Origin of the sequence: Pseudanabaena sp. FACHB-1998, assembly GCF_014696355.1 — a bacterium.
Taxonomy (GTDB): domain Bacteria; phylum Cyanobacteriota; class Cyanobacteriia; order Pseudanabaenales; family Pseudanabaenaceae; genus Pseudanabaena.
The window spans coordinates 50276-65067 of the sequence record NZ_JACJQA010000011.1 but is presented as its reverse complement, the minus strand read 5'-3'; the positions used below and the strand labels follow the sequence as shown (position 1 = coordinate 65067).

The following is a 14792-nucleotide window of genomic DNA, read 5'->3' as shown; positions in this document are numbered from 1 at the left end:
CTCCCTTCTCAGTATAAAAATAGACATTAAAACCCAAGAATTAGTGGTGCAGCGCTTTGCGCCGCACTACTAATTCTTGAGTGAGGAGGCAGTAGCATTCTTAGAAATTAAGTAATGCTCACGAATTTTTTGACTAGACAACCGATCGCTGCACCAGCAATTACTAACCAAGCTGAATTAAATTTGGGAAATTTGAGCAGAATCGTTAAACTAGCGATCGCTAAAATAATTGTCCAAATATCGATTAAAGTTCCTTTGCCTAACTCCCATGTAACTGCTGCCATCAAGCTAATCGAAGCAGTATTTACCCCATCTAAAAAGCCTGAAATCCATGAAGATTTGCGTAGATTTTTTACAAAGGGATTAATTGCTAAAACCAGAATAAAGGCTGGTAAAAAGATGCCAATTGTGGCGGCGATCGCTCCTAGATTACCTGCCAAGATGTAACCGATAAATGTGGCAGTGGTCAAAATGGGCCCTGGGGTAAACTGCCCGATCGCCACCGCATCTAATAACTGCTGTGAGGTTAGCCAATGGGTGCGTTCCACAAATTCTTGCTGCACAAAGGCTAAAAGCACATAGCCACTGCCATAGAGAACTGCGCCAATTTTTAAAAAGCTCAGAAAAACCGCGATCCAAGTTTTGGGAATCGGCTCTGTGGCGATCGCGCTTAAAGTCGATGGCGGAAAGAAGGAAAAGGGAACAAGAAAAAAAGAAAAGTTTTTAGGGGATTTAAGATTTTTTAAAAGACTTTTTAAATTACGAATTAGGCTGATTACTAGCCCAGCCCCTAGCATGAGCAGTATTTCATTAACTTTAAAAAAATATAGCGATAGGACTAAAATTCCTGCGATCCAAGTAACTACATCCTTAAAAGCGGCTTTGCCTAGTTTCCACAAAGCTTGGCTGATAATTGCAATAATTACGGGCTTGATGCCATAGAGGAGCCAACCCAAGGTCGGCAATGTTTGATATTCCACATAGGCGATCGCCAATCCCCAAACCACCAGCATCGCTGGCAAAATAAAGCAAACACCAGCGACCACGGCTCCCAACCAACCAGCGCGTTCCAGTCCGATGTGAATTACTAATTCAGTGGAATTTGGTCCGGGAATTAAGTTAGTGATACTCAACAAATCCAATAATTTCTCGCGATTTAGCCATTGCCGACGCTGGACAACTTCTAAATCAATGGCAGCCACATGAGCGGCGGGCCCCCCAAAGGCGATTGCGCCCAGTTTGGTAAATACAGTTACTAGTTCCCAAAGTCTATGCTTAATATTAACATTTTTAGTGAGGTCAGAAGCCACTTCAGAAGACTGCTCAGATTCTGAGGGAGATTTTGACTCGGAATCTTTTTTTGTATATTCGGACATATTTTTTTGAAATTGGATAGGACATACTTGATGCCATAAATACCTAGGGAACTTTCTTTATTCCCAAAATTTTGATAATCCTTAGTTCTGATGAGCATACACAAAGCTTTATACTTTCTGCATGTATCTCAGAATACTAAACAGTTTTTGCCAAAGAAAAAATATGGTAGATTCGCTCAAATCACAAAAAATACAGCCATTGTCGCCCTTGGAAGGTTCTCCTGCCGAACTTTGTCCCCAAGCTGAGCCGATGTTTTATTACTTCGCCTATGGTTCCTGTATGTGTCCTGTTGATTTGAAGCGATCGCTTGGTGAAACGGCTCATCACTATGTTGTCGGTGTGGCGCGTTTAAGTGGATATAAGCTTGGTTTTTATTACCGATCGCCCCATCGGGGTTGCGGTTGCCTAGATATTGTCAAAGATCCTAATTCCTATGTAGAAGGGGTTTTGTATTGTCTGCCCATGCGCTTAAGCGATCGCCTAGATATCCGCGAAGATGTCTCTAGAGGCGGCTATCAGCACGAACTGATCAACGTTACGGTTAAAAATATAGTTTATCCAAATGTAAGAACTTACAGCGTTGTCAATAAGCTATCTCGCGAACTTGCCCCCAATGATTGGTATTCCAATGTGGTGCTTCGGGGCGCTTCGACTTGCGGCTTAACCGAAAAGTATTTTTGGCAGTTGTTCTATCACATTTACAAGTTGCAGTCCTACAACTATCAAGAATGTGGCTAAGAAACAGAAAGGCGGCGCTTCGCGCCGCCTTTCTGTTAAGAACGTTTAATGCGATTGATTTCGGCTTGAAGGTCGTCAATTTGACGCTTGAGGCGTTCTGCTTCAGTTTCTGTTTTCTTCTCTTCACTAGGACTAGCAACATCTACAGCCCCAGTGGTATCACCTTTCTTGTATTTACCAGTCTTGATAATGCGATAATCCTCTGATTCCGCCCAGTCACGGATATAATGAACTCGCTCAACGGGGAACGGATGACTGAGCATGGAGCCAGCACCAAACCCGTTGTAGAGCATGAACTTATAAATTTGATTGAGATTATCTTTATCCAGTTCTTGATAAGCTTCCGATTGACGAATAAATTCGGGCAAGCTCAGTTCATGGGCAAAAGCAGAACTCCCGCCCGATAGCTTCATCATCGTGGAGAGAACTGTATCCAGTTCATCGGTGACTAATAAGGCGGCGCGATCGCTCGACAATTCGGCCTTACGTCGCCATTCAAAAAAGGCATAAATTAAGCCACTGCTCACCAAACCACCTAAACCAAAGGTCATTTCGCTCAATTGTGAAACGATGCTCATCACCCACATCGCCATTTGGATCAGGGTAGTATGACCGCATTTAATATGACCAAGCTCATGGGCAAGTACTGCCCGAATTTCTTCCTCGGTGAGCAGATCTAGCAGTCCTGAATTAATCACAATGTAGGGGTGATCTTTGCCGAGAGCGTAGCTATTAGCTACAGGATTTTGGGAGACAAATAGAACTGGCTCAGGCTGAATATCAAGGTCAGCGATACATTCTCGAAAAATGCGATGGATGGTGGCGTATTGTCGATGACTTACCTGAATACTATTGCCAATGTGGTAAATCGTCTGCGGACGCTCGTACATAAACTCGACAAATTTCCCTGCCACGAGGTCAAATCCGGGGACGCTGCGGAGGGCTTGTTCGGCTTGGCGATCAAGGGGATGGCGAAAGGCTTCGCTAGAAATGCCTGTATAACGTGGCATAGGTTTTGATATCTACTGAGATACACATGATCTTCCCCATTTTATCCCAAAGTTACAGAGCTTTAGCTATACCTACTTTTAGCCTCGCCTTCGGCTATCCCATCAGCTTTGCCCTCAAGTAAGATATCTTGATAAATAACGGATGAGGTTTAAACAAATAAATTCTTAAAAAGGTTTCCAATCAGGCGATCGCAACATCTTGAAATGCTCGAGCCTTTGATGGAAGTAGCTGTGATCGAGCTTGCTGTGATTATGCACGATCGCGGACTTGACACTAATCGCCCATGACCAGATCTGCGCCGCCTGCATCAGGGGCTGCATACATTTTAATTCGATCTCTTCGAGGGGTTGGGTGGACTGGTAGCCATGCAAGAAAGCCTTGCGAACGCTGGGGCTAATTCCAGCTTGCAAAGTGACTTGCAAAAACTTCGCGATATCAAACGATCGCCATCCATAACCACATTGATCAAAATCAAACAACGTAATATCGTTATTGTCGGTGAAATGGACGTTGCCACTATGCGGATCACCCCAGCAGACGCTCCATAGAGGTAATTCCTGCGGGAGATCATGGATTTGCTCTTTGATGTGGGCGATCGCTTCTTGCATATAGTCTCGCGCCCCATTGTTAAAAAATGGCGATAGATCCCGCAGGGAGTCATCTAAGAGGTAATTAATGGTCAAATGGGGACGCGCTGCATGACATTGAAAGTTTTGAGAGGTTTTATGTAATTTTGCGACGGTTTCCCCTAATTTTTGGGCTTGAACTTTGTTTAAATCGCCAACGGCAACCTGACCTGCGGCATGGGTAAACAAAGAAGCATAGCGATCGCCTTCTAACGCCTTAATCTCGATCGCCAGCTTGCCATCATAGGTCGAAAGCGGATAAGCCACGGGGATATGGTGACGATGTAAAAATTCTAGAAGTTGTAGCTCAAACTCGATTTCTGCCTTAGAGCGCCAATGGGCGTGGGACACGCGCAACACATATCGACTATCGCGAGTGCTTACCAAATAGATATCACTTAACCCTCGCATCCAAAAGACACAACTAGTCACCTCGCCCACCGCAAAACACGATAATACGCGATCAACCAAAGCCTCCGGAGCTAGGGTTGAGTAGGTGATCGGAAAGAGATGGTCAGGCATGGTAGACAAATGCTTGAGAGACCAGTCTGCGACAGGCATGGCGATTAATGGCTGGATGGATGATGCTTTTAGATGCTTAACAACAGATTTTTAAAATCTGTTGTTAGTCAGTTCTTTAGATATATCGCAGACTTAAAATTGAAAGTGTTTATCAAAAACCAAAAGATATTTTTGTCGAATATTGTGGGTTTTATTTTGCTATAGGCAAAACGAAAACTCCAAAACCCTACCAAGCAAGCCAAGATATTTGGGAAAGGTTTGCTTTGCAACCCTTTCCCAAATATCTTGGCTTAGATGTAAGAGCGAAGCGCTCGACAAAAATATCTTTTGATTCTTTGTTTTTGGTTATTCTAAAGACTATGCAAAAGAATTCTTTAACCCCAACCCCTAACTCAGGCGAAGCTTTAGGCGATCGCCCCAATCCCCCCCAAGTCATTGTCAATGTCTGCAATGAAAATGTCTCACGACGGGCGCGAGTGCGCGAACATGTCAATCCCCTTGCCAAAAAATATAGCGTGGCGATCGCCCCACCAATCTGGACAGAAATTTATGGGGACTGGACAAAACCCCTTAGCTTAGATATAGGCTCCGCACGGGGGCGCTACATTTTACAAATGGCGCAAATCAAGTCTGATTGGAACTTTTTAGGCTTAGAAATTCGGGAGCCACTAGTCGATCGCTGTAATGAAGTGCGCGACGAACTGGGCTTAAAAAATCTACATTATATTTTTTGCAATGCTAATGTGTCGCTAGCAGGACTATTAACTAAAGGCTCATTACATGAAGTTACGATTCAATTTCCCGATCCTTGGTTTAAGCGTCGCCAACAAAAGCGTAGAGCCGTTCAACCTGAATTAGTGGCAACTTTAGCGGAACTATTAGTTCCCAATGCCGATGTGTTTTTGCAGTCTGATGTCTATGATGTGGCTCTAGATATGCGCCAACATTTTGATGCTAATGAGAATTTTCTCAATCTCGCGGGGAGTGACAACTTTGCCGATGATCAGATTTTTCCTGAGCATATCCCCACCGAACGCGAAAGTTCCGTTATCTCTCAAGGTTTGCCAGTTTATCGCGCTTATTTCAAACGTAGGTAAATACTAATTTGCTGTACAAATGGTTAAACCCTAAACGCCTAGCCATTTTAGAAGCTTGTTTAATCGGCTTACTATCTGGATTAACGGCTGTTTTGCTTAAATATGGCATTGGTTGGCTGGGTGGGTGGCGCGTTCACATTTCCCACGAAATTCCTGCGTGGATTGCTTTGCCTGCCATTGGCTTAACTGGAGGCTTTCTATCGGGTTTTTTGGTGGAAAAATTTGCCACAGAGGCGGCAGGCAGTGGCATTCCTCAAGTTAAAGCTGCCCTTGGTTATGTGCCGATCGCCTTAAATTTGCGAGTGGCGATCGTCAAAATCGCGAGTACGATCTTGGCGCTTGGCTCTGGGCTTGCCCTTGGTCGGCAAGGACCCACCGTCCAAATTGGTGCTGCGATCGCAGGGCAAGTTAGCCAATGGATTCCCAACTCTCCCGAATATCAACGCCAACTGATTGCCGCAGGAGCCGCCGCAGGGCTAGCCGCAGGTTTTAACGCTCCGATCGCAGGGGTGCTATTTGTAATCGAAGAACTACTCCATGACGTATCCAGCTTAACTTTAGGAACCGCAATTCTCGCATCTTTTATTGGTGGAGTAGTATCGCAAATCTTTACAGGACAAGGACTTAATCAATCACTACCTCAAGCTCAGTTTTTTGCCCAAGAGATTCCTTTTTTGATGTTACTTGGTTTGCTAGTGGGCTGTTGTGCGGCGCTTTTTAATCATGGAATTTTAAGTGTCACCCAATGGAGTCGCCGCTTTTTTAAAATGGGGCTATCAGGACGGATTGCGATCGCAGGTTGTTTGTCAGGTATGGCAATCTCCGTCTTGCCGAGCGACTTCCGCGACAGCACTGGCTTACAAGTATTTTTAGCAATGGGGCAGTCCGATTGGCTGGTGAATTTGGGTACTTTTGTGGTGCGCTTCCTGTTGACGCTGATTGCCTGTAGTGCCGAGACTCCGGGGGGATTATTTGTGCCGAGTCTGATTTTAGGAGCAGCGTTAGGATCTTTAGTGGGAAACTTAGAGCATTTTCTCTTGGGCTATGAACATTTAACAACTTACGCACTAGCAGGAATGGGCGCGTTTTTTGGTGCAGTTGCTAAGGTTCCGATCACTGCCTTTGTGATTGTTTTTGAAACCACGATGGATTTCAATATCATTTTGCCACTGATGATTACGAGCGTAATCGCCTATCTCTGTGCCGATAAATATGCCCCCGGTTCTTTATATACGCATTTATTGGAACTAAAGGGAATTTATCTGCAACCTGAGGTCGTTACAGAAGGCTTATGGGATGGCTTGAGAGCAAGGGATGTGATGCAGCGTCAAGTGGAAACTCTGCCCGAACAGATGCAAATTAACGACGCAATTGAATTTTTTGCGCGATCGCGCCATCGTGGATTTCCCGTGGTATCCAAAGGAAATCTCGTCGGGATTATTACTCAAATGGATTTAGCAAAAGCTGAAGATCGCCAGCTTGCGGGTGATCTATCCATTGATCAAATCATGACTTACAAGCCCATCACCGTTAGCCCTGAAGAAAGTCTCTCTCAAGTCCTCTATTTGCTTTCCTATTACAAACTTTCACGATTGCCTGTAATCGATCGCTATAAACTGGTGGGCATTATCACCCGTAGCGATATTTTACGCGCTCAGGCAAAACGCTTGCGCGGAGTCAGTTCCCAACCCAAAAAGCCATCTTATCTGGTCTATCAAACGCGTGGCACGGCAACAGGTAGAGGTAGAATTATTTTGCCTTTAGGTAATCCGCAAACCGCTTCCTATTTAATAGAAATGGGCTTAGCGATCGCCGCAGAAAGAAACTATGAATTAGAATGTCTTCATGTGATTTGTATTCCTAATCATCTATCCCCCTCGGAGACAAAAGTTGATCTAAATCCGAGTCTAGAGCTATTTCAAAAGGCAAGCACGGCGGCGGCAAATAGACAAGTATCATTACATACTCAAGTCAGAATATCCCATGATATCGGGCAGACAATTTTAGAAGTTGTCAGCGATCGCCCTACAGATTTATTAATGATTGGCTGGCATGGGACTCAGGCTTCAACGGAGCGCATATTTGAGAATATTGTTAATCAAGTCGTGAAGCAGGCTACCTGTGATCTAATGCTAGTCAAGTTCAGCGATCGCTTACATCGATCCAATCCTTTTTCTCAAGAATTTAAAAAGCCAAATATTTCCTTCAATCGTTGGCTCATTCCCATTTCAGGCGGTGCAAATACGGCGAGTACTTTGATGCTCCTGCCCGATCTCCTATCCCTTGCTCCCTATCCAGAGATCTGTCTCTGTCAAGTATTCGCACCTAATGATGAAGATTATGATCCGCGTCAATTAGAAGAATGCGCCCATAATTTATATCAATCGCTCCGTTTTACGGTTCGCCAAATTTCCATTTGCTCAAAATCAGTAGCTGATGCCATCGTGGATTTGGCAGAGCAAGAAAGAAGCGATGTAATTATGCTCGGTGCTAGCCATGAAAGTTTTTTGCAGCAATTAGTGCATGGCAATATTCCCGAAGCGATCGCCCGCCATAGCGATCAAACAATTGTCATCGTTAGGAGAGCGACCAATTAGGCTATGGTTTGGGTAAATCACTTATTTGCGCGATCGCAATACTTGCAAACTTCCTCCCGCATAGAGTTGGCAAGCCTCCACCTTAAAGCCTGTTTGATGTAAAAGCTGATGCAGATCCGTTTTGAGTAATTGCCATGCTGTCTCCGTTTCAAATAGCCAAAGGAACGTGGCGATCGGCAGCCAAAACAGAGGATTAGTAGGGCTATGAAAATCGATGATGATAAATTGTCCGTTTTGACTTAAGACTCGATAGACTTCTTGAATGATTTGTTGCAATTGTTCAGGTTCCATTTCATGCATGGCAGTACTTGTAATGACTAAATCGAAACTGCGATCGCTAAAGGGCATTTTTTCAGCAAAGGCTTCCACATATTTAGCTTGCGGCACTCTTTGCTGGGCGCGTTTTATGGCGATCGGTGAAGCATCTAGCCCTGTAACCTCCGAGAAATGCTGAACTAGTTCCTGTGTTGCTTGACCCGCACCACAACAGAGATCAAGAACTTTTGCATCAGGATTAATTTGCAAATCTTTTAAAAACAATTTCCGAAATCGGTTCTCACCACCCACACTCAGGGCAGCGAGTGCCGATACGGTGTCATAAAACCACTGATATTGATAACTCCAGTCCCGTAAAATCGTCGTCATTGTGTAAATTCAATCCATTGCAAAAGTTGATCAGAAAGCTTGCACCGTTTTCTGGTGCTGGTGTCAATACAGGTATGTTTAGTTAAAGCCATAGCGATCGCCTTTTTCTGGATATCTTCTCCCTCAAAAAATAATTGATATTCAATCTGAAAAGATTCGGGACTTAGTAAGGTTTTCGCTAAGAAAATCGCGAGGCGATCGCCACAAAACATTGGCTTTAAAAAGTCAATACTTGCCTGAGTAATCGGCACAGCGATCGCTTCTCCACGAAAAAAAGATTTGAGATTAATTCCTGAGGCGGCGAGGGAAGCTTCATAGGCTTCATGGCAAAAGGATAGCGCATTCGCAAAGTACACTACTCCCGCCGCATCAGTGTCACGGAAGTTAATCGTTCGATAGTAAACAAAAGATTGATTCATCGGTTAATCAGCTAATCAGCCAAAAGAGGCACAAAGAGCCTCTCTCACCTAGGCTCGACCCATTACTTGAGCCATGCGATTGACCTGCATCATTAACTTATCAAAAGCATCAAAGGTGAGGGATTGGGGTCCATCGGAGAGAGCTTTTTTGGGATTAGGATGCACTTCGATCATTAAGGAATCTACCCCCGCCGCGATCGATGCAAGACTCATGGACGGCACATAATCTGACCAGCCTGTCCCATGACTGGGATCAATCATGATGGGCAGATGGGTGAGCTTGCGGAGTACAGGGATGGCTGCTAAATCCAAGGTATTGCGCGTATATTCGCGATCAAAGGTGCGAATACCGCGTTCACAAAGAATTACATTGGGATTTCCTTCTGCAAGAATATATTCGGCGGCCATTAGCCAATCGTCAATGGTTGCCGCTAACCCACGCTTGAGCAAAATCGGTTTATTCTGTTTCCCTATCTGTTTCAATAGAGAGAAGTTCTGCATATTTCTTGCGCCAATTTGCAGTACATCCGCAACTTCCGCAATCTTCTCGATATCACCAGTATCCATTACTTCCGTGATAATTCCCAAGCCGCTAGCTTCCCTTGCGGCGGCGAGTAAGGAGAGAGCGCTCTCGCCATGTCCCTGAAAAGCATAGGGAGAAGTACGTGGTTTGTAGGCTCCGCCTCTAAGAAATTGTGCGCCCGAAGCCTTGACTCGAACTGCTGTTTCCACAATCATTTCTTCGTTCTCCACAGAGCAGGGACCCGCGACAACGACTAGAGGACAATTCTCACCGATCGCTACATCACCATTGGGTGTAGGTACAATCACCACACTTGATTCATTTTGGCGATATTCTCGACTAGCGCGTTTGAAGGGACGTTCTACTCGCAAGACTGTCTCTATCCAAGGGCTTAATTCTTCGATACGATGGCGATCGAGATCGGCGGTTTCGCCCACTAATCCTAAAACAACTTTATGCTTGCCAACAATTTTTTCAGGTGATAATCCCCAACTAGAGAGTTCGTCGCAGATCCGCTCAACTTCCTCTGCGGGTGTACCAATCTTGGTTACTACGATCACAGCTAGGCTCCTTTATGTAATATATTACCTGCCTTTATTCTATACAGTAAGCTTTAACAGAAACTAGATTTTCAATGTTTCTATCTTAAGAAGTAAGTAATGTAAAAGTACAAAATAACATAGCCACTTTATACGCTAAAAATTCTTACTGGGTTTGTTTACTGATTAGTGTTACTTCTAAAAGTAGTTCAGTCTACTCTCAAATTTAAGGTTTCGGCTAGAACTCGATTGAGTGTTGCAGTGCGATCGCTTGGCAAGTAACGCTTTAGAGAGGCATCCCACAAAAAAGTTCTCTCCCATTCGTTATCCAGTGCTTTTAATTGCAGATCGTAATACCCATCTGTCTGACTAGGTAGAACAACAAGTATATTCTCTCCTTCGTAAAGGTAATGCTGACGAGTTCCATCTTTATTCCAATCTCCTGCCTGATCTTCCCAAAAATATATTGGCTCAGCAAGAATGTTAACGATTTGACCATTGTCAACCAGAAAAAGAGCAAGAACTTCATAATAGCCGCCGCCACCAGAATAACCTTGAAACATTCCAACTCTCAATCCAAAGGCTGTCTGAGTATTGCTTATTTGAAACGGAGCAAAGTCAAATTCTCTAAACTTGCCATATGGTAGGAGAGCGTTATTTGTAGGGTCTAAGAACCTGAATTTGGCATTGCTCTTTCTAAATTGTCTTTGGCTTATAAAATGCCAACCTGTCTCGATTTTTAATGGATTAGCTATTAATTTAGGTTTGGAGTCTATGGAGTCATATTCTACTAATCCTAAGTAAACAACATCATCCCGACGGTAAGATTTCTTATCACATGATTTATCGGAAGATGTCATTTCCGACCTGTACTCATATTCATTTTTAGCAAAGCACACAATGGTAACATAGCTATTCAAACGATAAGGAAAGGCTTTAGCTCCAACTAATATTGCAAGGCTTAAATCTTCATTAGGAGCAAGCAGCCGAGCAAGATCTTTAGCAATTAGCCCTTTAGGTAGGTTTGTTCCCAAACCATCTGACTTGTATATACCAGTTGCTATCTCCCAGTAATAAGCAAATCCATACTTATTCTCGAATAGTCCTGAGAACTCACTACGATTTTGTGCGTGTTTTGGAGATGAGATCAGATTGGTATTTTCGGCAAAGGCGATCGCGGTAAAGAAAGTAGCAAAAGCTGAAATAAAGCAAAGTGTCGATATTCTTAGCTTCATATGCGATTCTCCTCAGTTGCGAATTGCTCAACGCTATATCTAGTAATGTTAGAATATAAAACGTTACAAAAATTGAAACAAATAGCAAAAGCTAGATCTAGGTAGTTACAAATATGGCAGTCAAACCAGATTGGTTGCGAGTAAAAGCCCCTCAATGGGAGCGCATTGGCAATGTTACAGAAGTCCTGCGCGACTTGGGGCTGAATACTGTATGCGAAGAAGCATCTTGCCCCAATATTGGCGAATGCTTCAACCAAGGTACTGCCACATTTTTGATTATGGGGCCCGCTTGCACCCGTGCTTGTCCCTACTGCGACATTGATTTTGAAAAGAAGCCGCAAGCTCTCGATCCGATGGAACCTGTTAATCTCGGTGAAGCAGTGCGACGGATGAAACTTAAGCATGTCGTGATTACTTCCGTTAATCGTGATGACTTGCCTGATGGCGGCGCTTCGCAATTTGTGCGCTGCATCGAAGAAATCCGCAAATTGATGCCCCAGACGACAATAGAACTTCTAATTCCCGATCTCTGTGCGAATTGGGAAGCTTTAGAAACAATTCTGGAAGCGCGTCCCCATGTACTGAATCACAATACGGAAACCGTGCCAAGGCTCTATCGTCGTGTCCGTCCACAGGGAGACTATCAGCGTAGTTTAGAACTATTACGCCGCGCCCGTGAAATTGCGCCTTGGGTCTATACCAAATCAGGAATTATGGTGGGTATGAGCGAGACTCATGATGAAGTTTTGGAAGTAATGCGCGATTTGAGATCTGTAGATTGCGATATCATCACCATTGGTCAATACTTGCAACCTTCGGCTAAGCATTTGACTTTGCATGAGTTTGTCACACCAGAACAGTTTGAGGCATGGCGTGTTGCAGGGGAAGCGATGGGATTTCTGCAAGTGGTGTCTTCTCCTTTAACCCGTAGCTCCTATCATGCAGAACAAGTGCAAGCATTGATGAAGTTATATCCAAAGGCTGAGAAATAATTGCATGGCTAAAAATACTGATCTCTGGCAAGTTTCCCGCGATCGCCTTGCCGCTCAAATGGGTGTGGATGAGCAACGCAAAACTGAGGTGTATCTAGAAATTTCGCAAGCCGCGACTTTAAGAGATCCAACCTACTGGCTGCAAATCATTTTTGCAGCAGGAATTGCGACATTAGGTTTGGTGCTAAATAGCCCTGCGGTAATTATTGGGGCAATGTTAATTTCCCCTTTGATGGGACCAATTCTTTCTCTTGGTTTGGCTTTGGCGGCTGGAGATTTTATTTTGTTGGCAAGGGGAATTGCCAATCTCACGTTGAGTTGTGCTGTCGCCATTAGTTTCGCAATACTACTAATTTTCACGCTGCCATTTAAGGAAGCAACTAGCGAGATTTTGGCAAGGATACAACCAAATACATTGGACTTAGGGGTAGCATTATTTTCGGGCGCGATCGGCGCGATCGCCATTTGCCGTCCTGTAAAAGGTGTAGTTACTTCCATCCCGGGGGTATCAATTGCAGTAGCCCTGATGCCGCCTTTATGTGTAGTCGGTTTTGGTATTGGTGTTGCCTTCAGTCTTAATTGGAGCGAGGGATTACAAATTGCTAGAGGTGGTGGTTTATTATTTCTGACTAACTTAGTAGCGATCGCCTTTGCTTCATTGTTAGTTTTTCTGGCGCTACATATTGATACGGAAAAAGTTCGCGAACGGGTGAAGCTTTGGGAATCTAGCGATCGCGAAAGTCTTGCTGTGCAGAATTTTTTAAGTCGTTATAGTTTTTTAAATTGGTTGCGTCCAATTGGCAGTTTGGCAGGAAGGTTACTAGTGGCTGTCTTGACCATCTTGGCACTTTTAGTACCTCTCAGTAATGCCTTTGGCAGACTAGGCGAAGAAGTGACGCAGAAGCAACAACAAAATGCTTTGCAGCGCAATGCAACCAATGTTTGGCAAGCTAAGTTTAGTAATTATCCAGATAATCAGCCTCGCTCTTCGATTGAGCGCATCTCGATTACAGAACAAAATCAGTTCGTGACTTTGCGCCTAAATGTATTTACTAGCAAGCTTTATTCTAATGAAGAGAAGGAACAGTATGTTCAAGAATTAGCTCAAAAGCTAGGTAAAAGTCCTCAGCAAATTCAATTTGTGCTAACTGAGATTCCTACTGCCTCCAATGAGATTTTGGCTAAAAAGGAAGAAGTTTCTCTACCTATTGAAGTAAAACCTCGAAGTTTAAATGAATTACAAACCAATTTCTTACAAAGTTTAAATACAGCGATCGCGGATTTGACTTTGCCGCCAAATGCTCAATTACTTGACTATGCAGTGACTACGGGCAAATCCCAGTCGATGTTAGTAGCAATTACCTATTTAAGCGATCGCCCCATCAGCGCTGATGCCCAAGCTTTAGTGATTAGAGATGTGCAGACAAGAATCGGTATGGCTGATGCAAAAGTAAATTTAGAGTATATTAATTCAGCGATCGCTGAGATTCTCTTTGAGGAGAGTAAAGCCGTGATTCCGCTAGATGTAAATAGCAAACTTGATCAGATTGGCAACTTACTCCAGCGCTATCCTCAGGTCAATCTATCTATATCAATAAGTTTACGGAATCTTGAAAGTAATGATTTAAGGCAATCGCGCTTTCAGGGGATCGCTACTTATTTAGAGTCTAAATGGCAAATTCCTCTACAGCGCTTAAGTAAATCCCAGCCTTTAAATGTAGGAGATTTAAGTTCTCCTAATTCTCCGTCAGAGGGTAAAGCTCTATTAAAAATCACAGTGAAGGCGAAAGAAGGATAAGATAATTCTAGAAAAGCTCATTCCAATTAAAAGTAACGTCAGAAAAAGCAAGTATGGATAACACATCACCTTCATCGTAGCGATGTATTTGTTTATAACCTAATGGTGATGGTTGAGAATATCCCTCGATCACTTTTTTATTGACATCAAATAACCACATTTCAGGAATCCCTGCCATCGCATATAGAGGGGCTTTCACATCGCGATCATAATCAATTGAACTATCCGCAACCTCAATAATTAGCAAAATATCATCTGGCGTTGGCAAGCCTCCTTCATAAAAATCATCACGAAATTTTAAGATAGCAAGATCGGGCTGTGGCTCTGAATGATCTTCTAAGCGAATTGAGTTCTGCGTTGAAACCATAACGCGATCGCCAAGTTTTTTTTGGATGAGTTTGTCAAGTCGAATGATGCAAGCAACGTGTTTTCTGCCAATTGGGGACATGGTTTTAATTTCTCCATTAATTAACTCAAGGCGATCGCCATCTTTAAAAACACCCGCTTCATGCATGAGGTGATATTGCTGGGTTGTGAATTTAAACTTCTGGGCGATCGCGCTTTGATCAAGTAATTGCAATGTCATAAAAGTTGATCTCCTTTTGGACAACATGAAATCATTTTAGGCTGGGTCAATGCGATAAGATCATAGTCCTTAGTCAAAATTTTGTCG

Annotated in this window: 13 protein-coding genes; 5 read left to right on the top strand and 8 right to left on the bottom strand. The window is 43.6% G+C overall.

The window, feature by feature from the left end; all coding sequences use genetic code 11:
- Nucleotides 1–107: 107 nt before the first annotated feature.
- Nucleotides 108–1376, bottom strand: a complete 1269-nt coding sequence (locus H6F42_RS05400; protein WP_190398337.1) for a chromate transporter — start codon at nucleotides 1374–1376, stop codon at nucleotides 108–110.
- A 163-nt stretch (nucleotides 1377–1539) separates the two neighbouring features.
- On the opposite strand from H6F42_RS05400, the gene H6F42_RS05395 reads away from it, so the two are divergent.
- Nucleotides 1540–2115 carry a gamma-glutamylcyclotransferase gene (locus H6F42_RS05395; RefSeq protein WP_190398336.1) on the top strand — a complete coding sequence of 192 codons (576 nt, stop codon included), beginning with the start codon at nucleotides 1540–1542 and terminating at the stop codon, nucleotides 2113–2115.
- A gap of 35 nt (nucleotides 2116–2150) precedes the next feature.
- Here the strand turns inward: H6F42_RS05395 and H6F42_RS05390 are convergent, their stop codons facing one another.
- Nucleotides 2151–3125, bottom strand: coding sequence for a M48 family metallopeptidase (locus tag H6F42_RS05390; RefSeq protein WP_190398335.1), 975 nt, complete (start codon nucleotides 3123–3125; stop codon nucleotides 2151–2153).
- Nucleotides 3126–3290: 165 nt separating this feature from the next.
- Nucleotides 3291–4313 (bottom strand): homoserine kinase, encoded by a 1023-nt coding sequence (locus H6F42_RS05385; protein WP_190398334.1) that lies wholly within the window; start codon nucleotides 4311–4313, stop codon nucleotides 3291–3293.
- A 320-nt stretch (nucleotides 4314–4633) separates the two neighbouring features.
- Between H6F42_RS05385 and trmB the strand changes: the two genes are divergently transcribed.
- Both trmB and H6F42_RS05375 read left to right on the top strand, forming a co-directional pair.
- Entirely contained in the window at nucleotides 4634–5371 is a 738-nt protein-coding gene (gene trmB, locus H6F42_RS05380; RefSeq protein WP_242018338.1) for a tRNA (guanosine(46)-N7)-methyltransferase TrmB, read from the top strand.
- 8 nt (nucleotides 5372–5379) lie between these two features.
- On the top strand, nucleotides 5380–7968 hold the full coding sequence (locus H6F42_RS05375) for a chloride channel protein (RefSeq protein WP_190398333.1): 2589 nt from the start codon (nucleotides 5380–5382) through the stop codon (nucleotides 7966–7968).
- Nucleotides 7969–7989: 21 nt separating this feature from the next.
- Here H6F42_RS05375 and H6F42_RS05370 read toward each other — a convergent pair whose 3' ends face one another.
- The 4 genes from H6F42_RS05370 to H6F42_RS05355 form a co-directional block, all read right to left on the bottom strand.
- Nucleotides 7990–8613 carry a class I SAM-dependent methyltransferase gene (locus H6F42_RS05370; RefSeq protein ID WP_190398332.1) on the bottom strand — a complete coding sequence of 208 codons (624 nt, stop codon included), beginning with the start codon at nucleotides 8611–8613 and terminating at the stop codon, nucleotides 7990–7992.
- The gene (locus H6F42_RS05365) at nucleotides 8610–9032 is read right to left on the bottom strand and encodes a thioesterase family protein (protein ID WP_190398331.1); all 423 of its coding nucleotides are present in this window, start codon (nucleotides 9030–9032) and stop codon (nucleotides 8610–8612) included. The genes H6F42_RS05370 and H6F42_RS05365 overlap by 4 nt, the downstream gene beginning before the upstream one ends.
- Before the next feature lie 48 nt (nucleotides 9033–9080).
- Nucleotides 9081–10115, bottom strand: a complete 1035-nt coding sequence (gene aroF / locus H6F42_RS05360; RefSeq protein ID WP_190398330.1) for a 3-deoxy-7-phosphoheptulonate synthase — start codon at nucleotides 10113–10115, stop codon at nucleotides 9081–9083.
- A gap of 188 nt (nucleotides 10116–10303) precedes the next feature.
- Nucleotides 10304–11329 carry a hypothetical protein gene (locus H6F42_RS05355; RefSeq protein WP_190398329.1) on the bottom strand — a complete coding sequence of 342 codons (1026 nt, stop codon included), beginning with the start codon at nucleotides 11327–11329 and terminating at the stop codon, nucleotides 10304–10306.
- A gap of 113 nt (nucleotides 11330–11442) precedes the next feature.
- On the opposite strand from H6F42_RS05355, the gene lipA reads away from it, so the two are divergent.
- Complete coding sequence (gene lipA / locus H6F42_RS05350) at nucleotides 11443–12321, top strand: lipoyl synthase (protein WP_190398328.1); 879 nt, start codon at nucleotides 11443–11445, stop codon at nucleotides 12319–12321.
- Between the two features lie 4 nt (nucleotides 12322–12325).
- Nucleotides 12326–14119 (top strand): DUF389 domain-containing protein, encoded by a 1794-nt coding sequence (locus H6F42_RS05345; RefSeq protein ID WP_199288916.1) that lies wholly within the window; start codon nucleotides 12326–12328, stop codon nucleotides 14117–14119.
- Nucleotides 14120–14126: 7 nt separating this feature from the next.
- Here H6F42_RS05345 and H6F42_RS05340 read toward each other — a convergent pair whose 3' ends face one another.
- Nucleotides 14127–14705: a Uma2 family endonuclease gene (locus H6F42_RS05340; protein ID WP_190398327.1), complete on the bottom strand. Its 579-nt coding sequence runs from the start codon at nucleotides 14703–14705 to the stop codon at nucleotides 14127–14129.
- Between the last annotated feature and the right edge of the window lie 87 nt (nucleotides 14706–14792).

Excerpts from the sequence above, each read along its gene's own strand:
- H6F42_RS05400 (WP_190398337.1), bottom strand. The coding sequence starts at position 1,376 with ATGTCCGAATATACAAAAAAAGATTCCGAGTCAAAATCTCCCTCAGAA.
- H6F42_RS05395 (WP_190398336.1), top strand. The coding sequence starts at position 1,540 with ATGGTAGATTCGCTCAAATCACAAAAAATACAGCCATTGTCGCCCTTG.
- H6F42_RS05390 (WP_190398335.1), bottom strand. The coding sequence starts at position 3,125 with ATGCCACGTTATACAGGCATTTCTAGCGAAGCCTTTCGCCATCCCCTT.
- H6F42_RS05385 (WP_190398334.1), bottom strand. The coding sequence starts at position 4,313 with ATGCCTGTCGCAGACTGGTCTCTCAAGCATTTGTCTACCATGCCTGAC.
- trmB (WP_242018338.1), top strand. The coding sequence starts at position 4,634 with ATGCAAAAGAATTCTTTAACCCCAACCCCTAACTCAGGCGAAGCTTTA.
- H6F42_RS05370 (WP_190398332.1), bottom strand. The coding sequence starts at position 8,613 with ATGACGACGATTTTACGGGACTGGAGTTATCAATATCAGTGGTTTTAT.
- H6F42_RS05365 (WP_190398331.1), bottom strand. The coding sequence starts at position 9,032 with ATGAATCAATCTTTTGTTTACTATCGAACGATTAACTTCCGTGACACT.
- H6F42_RS05355 (WP_190398329.1), bottom strand. The coding sequence starts at position 11,329 with ATGAAGCTAAGAATATCGACACTTTGCTTTATTTCAGCTTTTGCTACT.
- lipA (WP_190398328.1), top strand. The coding sequence starts at position 11,443 with ATGGCAGTCAAACCAGATTGGTTGCGAGTAAAAGCCCCTCAATGGGAG.
- H6F42_RS05345 (WP_199288916.1), top strand. The coding sequence starts at position 12,326 with ATGGCTAAAAATACTGATCTCTGGCAAGTTTCCCGCGATCGCCTTGCC.
- H6F42_RS05340 (WP_190398327.1), bottom strand. The coding sequence starts at position 14,705 with ATGACATTGCAATTACTTGATCAAAGCGCGATCGCCCAGAAGTTTAAA.